Annotated in this window: 12 protein-coding genes; 5 read left to right on the top strand and 7 right to left on the bottom strand. The window is 68.3% G+C overall.

The window, feature by feature from the left end; genetic code table 11:
* Positions 1 to 77: 77 nt before the first annotated feature.
* Positions 78 to 1,040, top strand: coding sequence for an aldo/keto reductase (locus AX769_RS16425; RefSeq protein WP_066281514.1), 963 nt, complete (start codon positions 78 to 80; stop codon positions 1,038 to 1,040).
* Positions 1,041 to 1,147: 107 nt separating this feature from the next.
* Complete coding sequence (locus AX769_RS16420; protein ID WP_066281512.1) at positions 1,148 to 2,413, top strand: MFS transporter; 1,266 nt, start codon at positions 1,148 to 1,150, stop codon at positions 2,411 to 2,413.
* On the opposite strand, the gene AX769_RS16415 is transcribed toward AX769_RS16420, so the two are convergent.
* From AX769_RS16415 to AX769_RS16390, 6 genes are all read right to left on the bottom strand, one after another.
* Positions 2,410 to 3,192, bottom strand: a complete 783-nt coding sequence (locus AX769_RS16415; protein ID WP_082764101.1) for a GntR family transcriptional regulator — start codon at positions 3,190 to 3,192, stop codon at positions 2,410 to 2,412. The genes AX769_RS16420 and AX769_RS16415 overlap by 4 nt on opposite strands.
* Positions 3,193 to 3,217: 25 nt before the next feature.
* Complete coding sequence (locus tag AX769_RS16410) at positions 3,218 to 4,033, bottom strand: carbohydrate ABC transporter permease (RefSeq protein ID WP_239451827.1); 816 nt, start codon at positions 4,031 to 4,033, stop codon at positions 3,218 to 3,220.
* 145 nt (positions 4,034 to 4,178) lie between these two features.
* Positions 4,179 to 5,126 carry a carbohydrate ABC transporter permease gene (locus tag AX769_RS16405; protein ID WP_066281507.1) on the bottom strand — a complete coding sequence of 316 codons (948 nt, stop codon included), beginning with the start codon at positions 5,124 to 5,126 and terminating at the stop codon, positions 4,179 to 4,181.
* Positions 5,123 to 6,148 carry an ABC transporter substrate-binding protein gene (locus AX769_RS16400; RefSeq protein WP_066281505.1) on the bottom strand — a complete coding sequence of 342 codons (1,026 nt, stop codon included), beginning with the start codon at positions 6,146 to 6,148 and terminating at the stop codon, positions 5,123 to 5,125. The genes AX769_RS16405 and AX769_RS16400 overlap by 4 nt, the downstream gene beginning before the upstream one ends.
* Positions 6,145 to 6,471 carry a hypothetical protein gene (locus AX769_RS24165; protein WP_157887683.1) on the bottom strand — a complete coding sequence of 109 codons (327 nt, stop codon included), beginning with the start codon at positions 6,469 to 6,471 and terminating at the stop codon, positions 6,145 to 6,147. The genes AX769_RS16400 and AX769_RS24165 overlap by 4 nt, the downstream gene beginning before the upstream one ends.
* A 145-nt stretch (positions 6,472 to 6,616) precedes the next feature.
* A complete protein-coding gene (locus tag AX769_RS16390; protein ID WP_066281501.1) occupies positions 6,617 to 7,297 on the bottom strand; it encodes a GntR family transcriptional regulator in 681 nt (226 codons plus the stop codon).
* A 297-nt stretch (positions 7,298 to 7,594) separates the two neighbouring features.
* Between AX769_RS16390 and AX769_RS16385 the strand changes: the two genes are divergently transcribed.
* From AX769_RS16385 to AX769_RS16375, 3 genes are read left to right on the top strand one after another with little or no spacing between them, the layout of a single operon-like run.
* The gene (locus tag AX769_RS16385; protein WP_239451826.1) at positions 7,595 to 9,199 is read left to right on the top strand and encodes a glycoside hydrolase; all 1,605 of its coding nucleotides are present in this window, start codon (positions 7,595 to 7,597) and stop codon (positions 9,197 to 9,199) included.
* Positions 9,199 to 10,050 (top strand): aldo/keto reductase, encoded by an 852-nt coding sequence (locus AX769_RS16380; protein WP_066281499.1) that lies wholly within the window; start codon positions 9,199 to 9,201, stop codon positions 10,048 to 10,050. The genes AX769_RS16385 and AX769_RS16380 overlap by 1 nt, the downstream gene beginning before the upstream one ends.
* Positions 10,051 to 10,099: 49 nt before the next feature.
* On the top strand, positions 10,100 to 10,870 hold the full coding sequence (locus AX769_RS16375; protein ID WP_066281496.1) for an SDR family NAD(P)-dependent oxidoreductase: 771 nt from the start codon (positions 10,100 to 10,102) through the stop codon (positions 10,868 to 10,870).
* A gap of 133 nt (positions 10,871 to 11,003) precedes the next feature.
* Here the strand turns inward: AX769_RS16375 and AX769_RS16370 are convergent, their stop codons facing one another.
* Positions 11,004 to 14,384 carry a hypothetical protein gene (locus AX769_RS16370; protein WP_066281493.1) on the bottom strand — a complete coding sequence of 1,127 codons (3,381 nt, stop codon included), beginning with the start codon at positions 14,382 to 14,384 and terminating at the stop codon, positions 11,004 to 11,006.
* Between the last annotated feature and the right edge of the window lie 71 nt (positions 14,385 to 14,455).

Below are 14,455 nucleotides of genomic sequence, written 5' to 3'. Positions count from 1 at the left end.
GCGGCGGCGGCCCGGCGCTCGTAGTGTCGACAGTGCGCCGGAGCCCACGACGGCCCCGGCCAGGAAGGAACACAGACATGCAGAAGCGCACACTCGGCCAGCAGGGCCTCGAGACCTCGGCCCTCGGCTACGGGGCGATGGGCATCTCGATCGCCTACGGCTCGGGCGACGAGCAGGAGGGCATCGCGACCATTCAGCGGGCCCACGACCTCGGCGTCACGTTCTTCGACACCGCCGAACTCTACGGCTGGGGCGAGAACGAGAAGATCGTCGGCCGCGCCGTGAAGGGCTTCCGTGACGACATCGTCATCGCCACGAAGTTCGGCTTCACCCACGACTTCGGCAACGACAGCCGCCCCGAGCACATCCGCGAGGTCGTCGAGAACAGCCTCCGCTATCTCGGCGTCGACCACATCGACGTGCTCTACCAGCACCGCGTCGACACGACGGTGCCGATCGAAGACGTCGCGGGCACCGTCAAGGAGTTCATCGACGCCGGCACCGTGAAGTACTTCGGGCTCAGCGAGGCCGGCCCCGAGACGATCCGCAAGGCCCACGCCGTGCAGCCGGTCTCGGTGCTGCAGACGGAGTACTCGCTGTTCGAACGCGACGTCGAGAGCATCTTCCCGACCCTCGACGAACTCGGCATCGGTTTCGTGCCGTACTCGCCCCTCGGCCGGGGATTCCTCACCGGCACCGCCAAGCCTGCCGCCGAATACGAAGAGGGCGACATGCGCACCTACGACCCGCGTTGGCAGCCGGGCAACTACGAGCAGAACGTCCAGGCCACGCAGCGGCTCGTCGAGTTGGCCGGATCGAAGGATGCCACGGTCGCCCAGCTCGCCCTCGCCTGGCTGTTGGCACAGAGTGAGCACATCGTGCCCATCCCGGGCACCCGCAGCGTCGCCCGCCTCGAAGAGAACGTGAAGGGCGCCGATCTCGTGCTGACGCCCGCCGACCTCGACGCGATCGCCGAGATCCTGCCGACCGGTGGCTTCGGGGCCCGCTATGCGGGAGGCATGACGCCCGTCTGGCAGTAGCGGCACACGGTGCGACAAGCGTCGCGCGCGAACCTCGCCCGTATCGAAGTGGTTAGTATGGCTAAATAACTATCGGGTGCGGGACGAGTGGACGGCGGTAACTGCGGGTGACGAGTGCGACAGCAGGCGGCTTCTCTCGGACCTTCGTCTCGCTGCGCACTCGCAACTACCGGCTGTTCTTCATCGGCCAGCTGATCTCGAACAGCGGCAACTGGCTCACCAACGTCGCGCTGACGCTGCTCGTGCTCGATCGCACGGGCAGCGGCATCGCGGTGGGGTGGCTGGTCGCGTGCCAGTACGGGCCGATCCTGCTGTTCTCGATCTGGGCCGGGTCGATCGCCGATCGGGTCGACAAGCGCAAGCTGCTCTACTGGACGCAGGCGCTCGAGATGGCCGAGTCGGTGGCGCTGGCGGTCTTCGCCTTCATCCCGCACACCCCGCTCGTCAGCTTCTACGTCATCGCGACGGCGGGCGGCTGCCTGCTCGCGGCCGACAACCCGGCGAGACGCTCGTTCGTGCGCGAGATGGTCGACCGCGACGTCGTGTCGAACGCCGTGGCGCTCTACAGCTCGATGGTCAACCTGTCGCGCATCGTCGGCCCGGCGATCGCCGGCGTGCTCGTCACGACGCTCGGCTTCGGGTGGGCGTTCACGATCGACGCGGCGTCGTACATCGCGGTGATCGTCTCGCTGATCGCCATGCGGGGCTCCGAGTTGCATCCGTCGATCAAGTCGAAGAAGGGCAGCGGGCAGGTGAGCGCCGGGCTGAAGTACATCTGGCGCACCCCGGAGCTTGCGGTGTCGTTCGGCATGCTGCTCGTGATCGGGCTGCTCAGCTACAACTTCAACGTCACCTTCCCGCTCTTCGTCGAGAAGGGGCTGCACGGCACGGCCATCCAATACACGCTGCTGTATTCGTCGTTCAGCCTCGGCGCCCTCGTCGGCACGCTCTTGGTGGCCCGACGATCGGTGATCACGCTGCGCACCATCGTGCTGAGCGCCGGCGCCTTCGGCATCGCCCTGACGGGGCTGGCCTTCGTGCCGAACATCCCGGCTGGCTATCTCGTCGCGGCGATCGTGGGCGGCACCTCGATCTCGTACATGACGGCGACCACGACCCTGGCGCAGCTGCGCGCCGACCCGCAGCTGGTGGGCCGGGTGGTCGCGGTGCAGACCGTGCTGCAGCTCGGCACGACGCCGATCGGCGGGCCGCTGCTCGGGTACGTGGCCGATCTCGCGGGCGCTCGCGTGCCGATCCTGATCGGTGGCCTGGCCGCGTTCGTCACCTTCGTCATCGCCGTGCTGGCCGGGCGTCGGCGGCTGGCGACGAACCCCGTCGTCGAGCAGGAGAAGGACGAACCCGCCCTCGACTAAAGGCTCGAGCCGGCGACCACCGGCTCGCCGCCCGAGTCGTGGCCCGAGTCTCCGCTCGCGTCGTCGACGGCCCGCGATCGCACGTTCAGCACGTGCGCGCGCATGGCCTCGGTCGCGGCTCCGGGCACGCCCGAGCGGAAGGCCGACACGATGCGGCCGTGCTCGACCAAGGCCTCGGCGACGTCGTTGTGGTTGCGCAGCACGGCCTGGCGCATGCGGTGCACGTGCGCGCTGAGGCTCTCCGAGAGGTCGAGCAGAAAGCGATTGCCGCAGTTCTCGAAGATGACCCGGTGGAAGGCCCAGTCGGCGTCGAAGTACTCGCGGAAGACGGCCACCGGCACGTCGCCCACGGCCGCCGCCCGGATCACACGGTCGCCGAGGATCGCATGCTGGTCTTCGGCTCGGACGAGCGGGTCCATCAGCTCGAGGGTGTGCGCCGACGCGCGCTCGGCGGCACTCGTCTCGAGCACGAGCCGCGCATCGAAGAGTTCTTCGATCTGCTGCCGGTCGAGCGGCGGGGCGACGCGATAGCCCTTGAGCGCTTCGCGGGTGACGAGGCCGGTGCGCTCGAGCTGCACCAGGGCCTCGCGCACCGGGGTGGGGGAGAGGCGGAGCCGCTTGGCGAGCGCGTCGATGGTGAGGCGCTCACCCGGCGAGACGACACCGTCGAGGATCAGCTCGAGCAGCACCGAGTAGACCCGATCGCGCAGCCCGCTGCGGTCGATGGCACCGCCGGGTGCCGACCCCTCGCCGGGCGGCGAGTCGGAGATCGCGTTCATCGAGCCCACGGTACCGGCCTTCTCGCTACTTCAGGCTGCCGACGCTCAGGCCGCCCTGCCAGTAGCGCTGCAGCAGCAGGAACGAGACGACGAGCGGGATGATCGACAGCAGCGACCCGGCGACGATCAGCGGGAAGAGCGGCGTCTGCGTCGCTCCGTTCGAGTTGGCGAGGCTCTGCCACTGCCCGAGGCCGACCGTGACCGGGTAGAGCTTCTCGGATGACAGCACGGTGAGCGGCAGGAAGTAGTTGTTCCACGTCGCCACGATCGACAGCAGCAGCACCGTCACGACCGCCGGCCGCAAGAGCGGCAGAGCGACCTGCACGAAAGTGCGCAGCTCGCCGGCGCCGTCGACTCGCGCGGCGTCGAGCAGCTCGGTCGGCACCGCATCGGTCGCGTACACCTGCATCAGGTACACGCCGAACGGGCTGAGCAGAGAGGGCAGGATCACCGACCAGGTCGTGTTGATGAGGTGCACCTGCGCCAGCAGAAGGAAGGTCGGGATCACCAGCGCAGTGAGCGGCACCATGACCGACCCCAAGAGCAGCGCCAGTGAGATCCTGCGCCCTCGGAAGTTGAATTTGGCGAAGCCGTAGCCCGCGAGCACCGCCAGGAGTGTCGCGCCCACCCCGCCTGTCAGGGCATAGAGGAACGAGTTGGCGAGCCACCGGAAGTAGATGCCGTTGTCGTAGGTGGCCAGCTGCGAGATGTTCGAGAACAGCGCGAACGTCTTGTCGAACCAGAGCGCGCCACCCGTGCCCGAGAACAGCCCGTGCGAGTTCTTAGTGCTCGCGACGAGCAGCCACCACAGCGGCAGCAGGAAGTACACGATCAGGATCACCAGGAAGATGTGGGCGATGACGTGGCGGCTCTGCCCCGGCCGACGGCCCCGGAGGCCGACCTCTTGATGCGTCGGCGGGTGGGCGTGGCAGACGCGTCGGCGGTGCTGTCGACGGGGCGGCGGACGCTTGCTGTCGAGCTGGACATCAGAGGATCCTGCCTTTCTTTCGCGTGGCGAAGAGGAAGATGTAGACCGCGATGAAGACGACGGCCCCGAGGGCGAACGACAGAGCCGACGCGTAGTTGAACTGCGTGTACGAGAAGGCCTGCGTGTAGGCGTAGATGTTCGGTGTGTACGAGGGGGTGATCGCGCCGTTCGACGCCGGCGTCAGAATGGTCGGCTCGGTGAAGAACTGGAACGTGCCGATGAGGGCGAACACCAGGATCAGGACGAGCGCGGAGGCCACCATCGGCACCTTCACGCGCACGGCGATCTGCCACGCGTTGGCACCGTCGATCTCGGCCGCCTCGTAGATGCTCGAGTCGATGCCGCGGAGAGCCGCGTAGATGATGATCATGTAGTAGCCGGCCCACTGCCAGTTGACGACGTTGATCAGGCCGCCGAAGACGTTGTGGCTGTCGAGGATGTTGGGCGCCGTCTGGTGGAAGAGCGCGAAGAACTGCGTCAGCGGCCCGAACTGAGGGCTGTAGAGGAAGCCCCACATGAGCGCGCCGATCACCGCGGGCACCGCGTACGGCACGAAGATCATCAGGCGCGAGAAGTTCGCCAGCTTCGTCGTGAGCGAGTCGAGCACGAGGGCCGCGGCCAGCGAGACGACCATCTGCACGGGGATCAGGACGAGCGAGAACAGCAGTACGAACAGCACGCCGCCGAGGAAGAGCGGGTCGGTGAACGCCTGCGCGTAGTTCGCGAGGCCGACGAACGCGTTGCCGGTCGCGAGCTTCTGCGTGAAGAGGCTCAGGCCGAAGGCGTAGACGAGCGGGGCCACCAGGAAGGCGAGGAAGACGACGCCGAACGGTGCGATGAAGAGCCACGCGATCCACTGGCGGCGGCCTCCGCGCCGCTTGGGGGCCCGGGGCGGGCGCGCCGCGCGTGCCGGGCGGGCTGCGGGGGTGCGGATCGTCGTGGTCATTTCTTCACCTGGAATCCCTGGCTCTGGGCGTACGAGACGGTGGTCGACTGGAGTTTCTGGAGGGCGGCGTCGACGGGCTTGCCGGCTGCGATCGCGATGGCCGCCGTGTTGACCTGGGCGTAGTAGAACTGCTGGAAGGGGCTGTAGACGGTGCCCTTGTAGCCGGCCGACGCCGGGATCCAGACCTCTTTGTTGGCCTGCTGGTAGGCGAAGAAGGGGTCTTTGGCCGGGGCGAACCAGCTGCGCTTCTGGGTCGGCACGTGCTGGGGGAAGTGCGCGCCGATGGTCGTCGGCGTCTCGTCGTTGAAGAGGTAGATCGCGACCTCGGCGGCGAGCTTCGGGTGCTTGCTCTGGGTGGTCACCGTGTAGGTCGACCCGCCCCAGTTGACCTGGGCGTTGTCGCCGGCGGCCCACTGCGGCAGGGGGGCGACCCGCCACGGGCTGCCCTTGCCGGGTGCGAAGCCGTTGCCGGTGAGGTGGCCCGGCTCCCACGACGGCGCGATCATCGTGGCGTACTTGCCGTCGCCGAGGCCTGCCGTGTAGTCGGTGGTCTGCTCGCCGGTCGTCGCCACGAGGTTCTTCGAGATCATGCCCTGCCAGAAGGTCATGACCTTCTGCCAGGCCGCGTTGTCGGTGTCGATGCCGATCGACGTGCGGTTCGACTGGTTGTACTCGAAGGCCTTCGACCCGGCCTGGTTGGCGAGCGACTGCTGGAACTGCGGGGTGTCGCTGGGGAAGTCGGCCATGGCCGGGCCGCCCTCGGCCTTGAGCTTCACCGCATCGGCCTCGAACTGGGCCCACGTGGTCGGCACGGTGAGGTGATATTTGTCGAAGATGTCCTTGCGGTACATCAGGGCGACCGGGCCGCCGTCGTCGGGGATGGCGTAGATGTCGCCGTCGCTCGAGATGTCCTTCAGCGTGCCGGCCGAGAAGTTCTGCCGCACCTTCTCGGCGCCGTACTTCGACAGGTCGACGAGAGCGCCGCGGATCTCGAAGCTCGAGAGGTACTCGGTCTCGATCATGGCGACGTCGGGGCCCCGCTGCCGGCGGCGATCGCCGTGTTGAGCTTGTTGTACTCGGCTGTGCCGGCCCCCACGTTGGCGATGCACGCCTGGACGTCGCTGTGCGCCTTGTTGAACGCGTCGGAGGCGACCTCGATCGTGGGCGACCACGACCAGACGGTGATCTTGGTCGCGTTCGGCTTGTCGATCGTGTTGCTGCAGGAGGCGTTGGAGTTGTAGCTGCTGCCGGCCGAGGAGGAGCAGCCCGAGAGCGCTGCCACCGCCGCGGCTACGACGGCGATCGCCATCAGCCGGTGCCGTCTCCAGGTGCGTCGAGTGAGCACTGGTCGTCCTTTCGTCCGCGGAACGTCGTCGTTGCGACGCGGTGGGACCCAGCATCGGCGCGAGCCGTAGCTTTGTCAAGGAAAGATTGTTAACAAAAGCTCAGACGGCGAAAACCTGCAGGATGCGCGGGCTCGGTACGACGGGTCAGCTCTCGTCACCGTCATGGTCGCTCAAGAGGCGCACGAGCGTGCCTTTGACGTGATCGACGATGGCCGCCTCCGCCGCGTCAGGATCGCCGGTGAGCAGCACGTCTCGAATCTGGCGGTGCTCGGCGTAGCCGACCGAGACGAAGTCGGGGTGGGCGCGGTTGCGCACCTGGAGAAAGAACGCGACCTGGCTGCGGATGAAGCGCCACGACCGCAGGAGTCGATCGTGGTCGGCGGCCTCGTAGACGAGGTCGTGGAACTCGAGGTCGAGGGCGACGGCCTCGGCCGCCGTCGTTGTGGGGGCGACGTTCTGCATGGCGGTCAGCACGTCGTCCATCCGCTGAGCGATCTCCGGGGTGATCCGGCTCGCTGCGCGCTGCATGGCGAGCCGTTCGAGCGCGATCCGCAGCGAGTAGACCTCTTCGATGTCGCGCCGACGGAGGGTCGTGACGAAGGCGCCGCGGTGCCGGCGCAGCTCGATGAAGCCCTCGTTGGCGAGCTGTTGGAAGGCTTCGCGCACAGGGCCGCGACTGACACCCAGCGCTTCGGCGAGCTCGCTCTCTTTGAGGTGCTCGCCTTCGCCCACCCGCCCCGACGCGATCATGTCGCGAAGAGCGTCGACGACGTTCTGCGAGAGGGCAGGGCTGACGTCGAACACGATCTGATCAGGAAGCGCCATGCGGACTCCAAGCAAAGATTGTTAACAATTATTCCTTGACAACGTCGTCGCGACGGGACGAGAGTCGTTGGCACGAGGCTACCGGCTGCGGCCGTCGGCGAGGTGGAATCACCCCGACGTGTGCACGAGACGTCTCGACCCCAGGACCCCGACGGAGAGGACCACAATGACCATCGCAGAGGACAAGAACCCGGGGACGGCGGTCGCGAGCGGCGTGCCCCAGTTCGCCCCCATGATCCTGAAGCCGCCCACGTCACCAGCGCCCGGGTCGACATCGACGCCGGCGCCGAGGGCACCGTGCTCGAGCCGGTCTGGGAGAGCCTCGGCTACGACGAGATCAACTGGACGTACACGCCGACGGGCAAGCGCCTCTTGAAGGACATCGCCGGGACGTCGGGCCGGCCCTTCCACGTGCGGCCGCACTACGTCTTCATGAGCGGATCGGGCTTCGGCCTGCCTCACTTCGGCAGCGGCAACGTCTATCACGAGGACGCCGCGGGCAACCCGGTCTACGACTTCCAGATCGTCGACGACACGTACGACGCCATCGTCGGGGCCGGCCACCATGTGCTGGTCGAGCTCGGCTTCACGCCCCGCGACCTTCTGCCCGATCGCGCCCTGGCCGAGCACACGATCATCGACAGCCCCACCGTCTACAGCGCCTACGAGGCCGGGCAGTGGTCGTACCCGCCGAAAGACCTCGGCAAGTGGGGTGACCTCGTGGCCGCCCTCGCACGGCACTCGCTCGAGCGCTACGGCGAGGCGGAGGTCTCGACCTGGCTCTGGGAGCTGTGGAACGAACCCGACATCTTCTACTGGCGCGGCACCCACCAGGAGTTCTGCGACCTCTACGAGGCCACCGCGAATGCGGTGCGCAGCGTGCTGCCCGACGCGAAGGTCGGCGGCCCCACGGTGACCGGCGGGGCGAACGGCGTCACCTTCCTCCGCGACTTCCTCGCCTTCGTCGTCGACCGTGCTCTGCCCATCGACTTCGTGTCGTTCCACACCAAGGGCTCGCACTTCACGCCGTGGCGCACCTACGGCGTGCTCGGTGCCGAGGCGCCCGAGAAGCAGTCGCCCTCGACCGGCAAGATGCTCTACGAGATGCGCACGCTGCTGCGGGTGATGGCCGAGTTCCCGTCGATCGCGAGCCTCCCGGCGATCGTCGACGAGTGCGACGCCGGGGTGCCTGCGCACTGGGGTGTGTACGACAACTCGAACTTCGAGTTCCAGAACACCGAGTACTACCCGGTCTTCCAGATCAACCTGATGAAGAAGATCCTCGACCTCAACGAACAGGAGATCGCGAGCGTCAACCGCGCGACCACGTGGAGCTTCTACTTCGAAGGCGAGCGCTACTTCGAGGGCACTCGGGCCTTCCTCACCGCGGGCGGCGTCGAGAAGCCGTTCTTCAACGCCTACCGCGCTCTCGGCCTCCTCGGCGACCGCCGTCTGCCGGCCACCTCGGACGCGAGCTGGCACGTCGACGAGCTCGACGACACCCTCGAGACCGGGGCTCCCGAAGAGGTCGACGTTCTCGCCTCGGCATCCGACGACGGCCGCGTCACCGCCCTGGTCTACCGGCACGCCGACGACCAGTACCACCGCGGCGACGCAGAGGTGCCGGTCAGCGTCTCGATCACCGGGCTCGCCTCGGCCAGCTACCGTCTCGAGCACTTCCGTATCGACAGAACGCACAGCAACTCGCACACGGTGTGGAAGAGCCTCGGCAGCCCGCAGGATCCGACACCGGAGCAGCTCTCCGCGATCCGCGACCGGCAGGGGCTCGAGCTGCTCGACGAGCCGAGCACCGTGTCGCCGACCGACGGGGCTGTCGAGCTGCCCGTCTCGCTGCCGTCGACCGCGGTCTCGGTGCTCGTGCTGACCCCCGAGGTCGCGTGATGGCCGAGACGGGCCCTTCCACGGCGGGCGTGGATGTCGGCGGGGGAGTCGTGCTGCCGCAGGTCGGCTTCGGCGTCTTCCAGATCCCGCCCGATGAGGCGCAGAAGGCCGTCGAAGACGCCCTCGCCGCGGGCTACCGGTTGATCGACACCGCTGCCGCCTACAACAACGAGGCCGGCGTCGGCGCGGGCATTCAGGCGAGCGGCGTGCCGCGCGACGAGATCGTCGTGACGACCAAGCTGCGGAACGGCAACCAGGGGGCACGGTCGACACGAGAGGCCATCGAGCGGAGCCGCGACGCGCTGGGGGTCGATCACATCGACGTCTACCTCATCCACTGGCCGTCGCCGGCGCGCGACCTCTACCGCGAGAGTTGGAGCGACATGGAGGCGGCCGTCGGCGACGGGCTCGTCCGGTCGATCGGGGTCTCCAACTTCTTGGCCGAGCACCTCGAGCGGCTGCTCGCGTCGACGTCGACGAGGCCGGCCCTCAACCAGTTGGAGGTGCACCCGACCTTCCAGCAGCGCGAACTCACGGCGCTGTGCGAGCAGCACGGCATCAAGGTCGAGGCGTACAGCCCTCTCGGGCAGGGCGCCGACCTCGGCTCGCCGGTCGTGGCGGGGATCGCTCGACGCCTCGGTGCGACACCCGCGCAGGTGATCCTGGCCTGGCATCTCGCCCACGGGCGGGTCGTCATCCCCAAGAGCGTCAGGCCCGAGCGGATGGCCGAGAACCTCGACGTGACGGGGCTGCGGCTGAGCGATGCCGACCGGCGCGCGATCGACTCGCTCGAGACCGGGGTCAGGGTCGGCGGGGATCCTGCGACCTTCGAGATCACCCAGATCCGCTGAACGTTACACACACTCAGATTCTTCGAACAGCCAGAGAAGAGCTCGTCCCATGACCACCTCCTTCCCCACCTCGCCGACCGTCGTCGTCACCGGTGCGGCATCCCTCCGCGGCATCGGCCGCGCCACCGCCACCCGTCTCGCCGAGCACGGCTGGAACGTCGGGCTGCTCGACCTCGACGGGGGCGCGTGCGCCGATCTCGCGGCCGAGCTGCACGACCGTTTCGGAGTCGAGGCCCACGGTGTCGGCGCAGACGTCGTCGACCGGGGCGCCGTGCAGGCGGCCGTCGACGAGCTCGAAGCCAAACTGCCGCCGCTCACAGCCCTCGCCAACATCGCGGGCGTCTCGTCGCCGGTGCCCTACCTCGAGCTCGACGCCGACGAATGGCGCCGCGTGATGAGCATCAACCTCGACGGCGTGCACAACGTGTCGCAGCGCGTGGCCCAGAGCCTCGTGCGCTCGGGCGTCGGCCGTATCGTCAGCCTGTCGTCGGTCTCGGCCCAGCGCGGTGGCGGCACCTTCAGCAAGACGCCCTACTCGGTGGCGAAGGCCGGCGTGATCGGCCTCATGCGCTCGCTCGCCCGCGAGCTCGGTGAGTTCGGTGTCACCGCGAACGCGATCGCCCCGGGCCCGATCGACACCGACATCATGGGCGGCACGCTCACCGACGAGCGCAAAGAAGAGCTCGCCGAGGATCTCCTGATCCGTCGCGTCGGCACCCCGGACGACATCGGCGCCGCCATCGAGTTCTTGATCGGGGCCGACGCCGGCTGGATCACGGGCCAGACGCTCAACGTCGACGGCGGGCTCTATATGCATTGAGCTGCGACGCGCACTGACCTGCGACGCGCATTGACTTGCGACGCGCACTGACCTGCGACGCGCACTGACCGCCCACGACGACAACGGCCGTGCCGCCCTCCGAAGCGGGCTGCACGGCCGTTGTCGTCGTCCGCTACTTGATCGTGTAGCTGTAGGGGAGGCCGAAGAGCTCGTCGGTCGACGTCTGCCCGTACGGCGGGACCGCGTTCACGTAGTCGTCGACGTAGAGCGTGCCGTTGACCTTCGTCCCGCTCGCCCCACGCGGGGTGATCGTCACCTTGACGACCGCGGAGGCACCCGGGGCGATCACGACCGGCGCGAGGTTCTCGTCGTTCGGGTTCACCGCGAGCTCTTCGAAGTCACCGGTCGTCGACGTGACTGCCGCATCGAAGGGCTTGGTCACGACGCTCGCCTGGATGTCGGCGGTGCCGGGCGTGGCGGGAGCCGCGTAGGGGCCGCACTCCGTCGGTGCCGCGAACCAGCCGCCCGCGCCCACCTTGCCTCCGGTCGGCGTGTACGACAGGCTCTCGCTCGTCGCGCACAACGACCCGGTGCTCTCGGCCGTCGGCGTGCTGCCGAGGTCGGGGTCGCCCTGGAAGAGGCCGGCGTCGAACTCGATCGGCAGCGACGACGTGGCCGTGATGCCGAGGCCCGACGACTGGGTCGGCACGAACCACTCCGGCTCGCTCGTCGTCAGCGGCAGGGCGAGGCCCGACGTCTGGTCGAGACCGGTGAGGGGCAGGATCGCCGACGTGTTGAGACGCGGGTCGACGAAGAAGTCCTCAGGGGCCTTGCCGTTGTTCGTGATCGTGACGGGCACGGTCACCGCCTTGCCTGCTGCGAGCTTGCCCCCCGTCGGCAGACCCGGTGCGCTGGCCTTCGCCGCGTTGAACGCGACGCTGCCGGTGTAGGGGTCGGAGACCTCGTTGCCGACGACCGGCGACGCAAAGTCGACGATCAGAGTCCAGACACCGGGGGTCGGGTCGACGGTCCAGGCCGTCGCCGAGAGGGTCGACGTGCCCTCGGTGCTGTTCTGGCCGTAGCCCAGCGTGTTGCCGTCCGGGCTGACGAGGTACTCGCCGATCGGGTTCTCGGCATCGTTGGCGAGCGTGGTGCTCGCCGTGATGTTGTGCACACCGCGCGGCACCGAGAACTCGTAGTACTGCTCCTGGCCCTGGCCGTTGGGGCGGCCGTTGCCGCCGGTCAGCGTGCCGCTGAAGCGGCCGCCGTGCGCGACGTCGATGGTGCTGCGGAGAGTGACCGGGATGGTGCTGACGCCGGTGGTGCCGGCCTTCGAGGTGAAGACGACCGAGCCGGACGAGTCGCCGGGCGACGACGGGGTCGTCTCCGTGACGCGGATCGTCTTGCTCTGGCCGGCCCCGAGCAGCAGGGTGGGGTTCGAGACGCTGCCGAACGGCACGTACTTCTGCGTGGCGGTGCGCCAGACGACCTTGCCGTTGGTGCCGCTGTCTTTCGTCGTGAGGCCGAAGACGTAGCCCGTCCAGGTGCCGGGAGTCGGGTTCACCACGTCACTGTTGCCGTAGTTGCCGACACCCTGGGCGAACGAGTGGGCCGCGAACTTGCCCGTCGGGTCGATGAGGTCCATCCGGACCCGCTGGTTGTTGCCCAGGGCCGGGTCGCCCGGGTAGGCGAGCGAGGCGTCGAGGCGGTTCTGGCCGGGCTTCACGGTGAAGGTGAACTTCTCGTAGTTGTTCGGCAGGCCCTGGAACCCGATGATCTGCGGGCTGGCCGTGTCGCTGAGCGTCACGCTGCCGGTCTGCACGTTCTGGTCGGGGCCGATGGCGCGGGTCGAGACACCGACCAGCTGCGGGCGCGAGCCCGAGTTGGTGACCGTGACCGGGAGGCTCTCACGAGCGCTGGGCGTCGAGGTGGCCTGCAGCGAGACGGCCGACTTGACGAGGCTGGCATCCTGCGACGACGTGCGGGTGACCGGCTTCTGGATCGTCCCGGCCAGCTGTACCGCCTTGTAGGCGTTGACGAGGCCCGCGCCCTGCTCGGTGGCCGGAGCCCCGAGGTCGGTGGCGGTCGAGACCAGGATCTGTTTGACCAGCGCGGGGGTGGGAACCGCGCCGCCGTGCGTCTTGCCGTAGGCCTGGATCACGAGTGCTGCGGTGCCGGCCGTGAAGGGAGCCGACTCGCTGGTGCCACCGGACTCTTCGACGTCGGAGGGGTTGCCCTTGAAGTCGGTGCAGTCGGCGTACGTCGTGCTGGCGTCGCACGAGGCGAAGCTGAGCTCACCGGGTGCCACGAGGTTGATCGTGCCGCCGGTCTCGTTCGTGCCGCCCGACGAGAGCGACGAGATGTTGTTGTTCAGCCAGCCGTTCTTGGCGAAGTAGCGCGCGTCGGCGTAGTCGGTCTGCGCGTAGAAGCGGAGGTCGGTCGAGGCCCCCACCGAGATGACGGCGGGGTCGGTCGCGGGCGAGCCGATGGTGTTCGTCGAGCCGGCGTCGCCGGACGAGACGGTGACCGTGACTCCTGCGGCGACCGCGGCCTCGTCGAACTGGTCGGTCACGTCGAGGGTGCGCACGTCGGGGAAGGCGTTCGTGCCGAACGACTCGTTGAGGATGTTGACGTGCTCGGTCTGCACCGCGTAGTCGATGGCCTGGAGGAAGTTCGACTCGGTGGTGAGCTCGTTCTCTCCGAACACGTTGAGGCCGACGAGGCTCGCGCCGGGCGCCACACCCTCGATGCGGATGTTGCAGGCCGCCGCGGTCGGCTGGGCCGAGAAGTTCTGCACGTCGTAGACGTGCTTGCCCTGGCCGGCGATCGAGTTGGCGTCGAGGAAGGCCTCGCCGCCCGTGGTCGGCTGGCCGGGGCCGTCGCCGGTGAAGTCCTCGGTGTCGGTGAAGGCACTCGACGTCGGATCGTTCGGGTTGCGGAGGAAGTTGACGTTGCTCGGGTCGATGCCGTCGGCGATGTAGGCCACCTTGACGCCGGTGCCGGTGAAGCCGAGCGAGCGGGCGGTCGCCGCGTGCGGGTCGTCGGAGTCGACGTGCATCAGCGAGAGGGCCTCGGGGTCGAGCTGCACGGCGCCGTTCGCACCGCACGCTCCGGGGATGTCGTTGGGGGTGAGCGCGCTGCTCGTCGGGTAGCCGGACGACGTCGGCGTCGTGGCGGGGGCCGCGAGGTGGATGACGGAGTCGGGGATGACCTCGGCAACCGCCGGGTCGGCCGAGAGACGGCTCTGCTCGGCCGCCGAGACGGTAGCCGAGACGATGTTCGACGTGGTGAACGTCTTGATGTGGGTGGCGCTGACCTGCTTCAGCTCGGAGACGACCGGTGCCTGCACGCTCTTGATCTTCGTGGAGCGCTGCTTGGCGGCGCTGGTGCCGACGTGCGCCGGCGCGAGCTGCGACTTGAGGATGACGATGACCTTCTTGTCGACGTGCTGGGCCAGCTTCGTCGCCATCGACGGAGTCAGGGCGGCCTGCGCGCTCGGCGAGAGGGTGCTCGTCGCCGGTGCGGCCGAAGCCGACCACGGTGTCATCAGCATCAGAGCCCCTGCGGCGGTGGCCGCTACTGCTGCGGATATGGTCGTTCGGCGTTTGTACACGGGTCCTCCGA

Source organism: Frondihabitans sp. PAMC 28766 (genome assembly GCF_001577365.1).
In the GTDB taxonomy this organism is placed as follows: Bacteria; Actinomycetota; Actinomycetes; order Actinomycetales; family Microbacteriaceae; genus Frondihabitans.
The sequence above is the reverse complement of the archived record's forward strand: the minus strand, read 5'-3'. Positions and strand labels throughout refer to the sequence as shown.

What these genes read in the sequence shown, in the direction of transcription:
- AX769_RS16425 (WP_066281514.1), top strand. Translation starts at nt 78, where the DNA reads ATGCAGAAGCGCACACTCGGCCAGCAGGGCCTCGAGACCTCGGCCCTC.
- AX769_RS16415 (WP_082764101.1), bottom strand. Translation starts at nt 3,192, where the DNA reads ATGAACGCGATCTCCGACTCGCCGCCCGGCGAGGGGTCGGCACCCGGC.
- AX769_RS16405 (WP_066281507.1), bottom strand. Translation starts at nt 5,126, where the DNA reads ATGACCACGACGATCCGCACCCCCGCAGCCCGCCCGGCACGCGCGGCG.
- AX769_RS16400 (WP_066281505.1), bottom strand. Translation starts at nt 6,148, where the DNA reads ATGATCGAGACCGAGTACCTCTCGAGCTTCGAGATCCGCGGCGCTCTC.
- AX769_RS16390 (WP_066281501.1), bottom strand. Translation starts at nt 7,297, where the DNA reads ATGGCGCTTCCTGATCAGATCGTGTTCGACGTCAGCCCTGCCCTCTCG.
- AX769_RS16380 (WP_066281499.1), top strand. Translation starts at nt 9,199, where the DNA reads ATGGCCGAGACGGGCCCTTCCACGGCGGGCGTGGATGTCGGCGGGGGA.
- AX769_RS16375 (WP_066281496.1), top strand. Translation starts at nt 10,100, where the DNA reads ATGACCACCTCCTTCCCCACCTCGCCGACCGTCGTCGTCACCGGTGCG.
- AX769_RS16370 (WP_066281493.1), bottom strand. Translation starts at nt 14,384, where the DNA reads ATGCTGATGACACCGTGGTCGGCTTCGGCCGCACCGGCGACGAGCACC.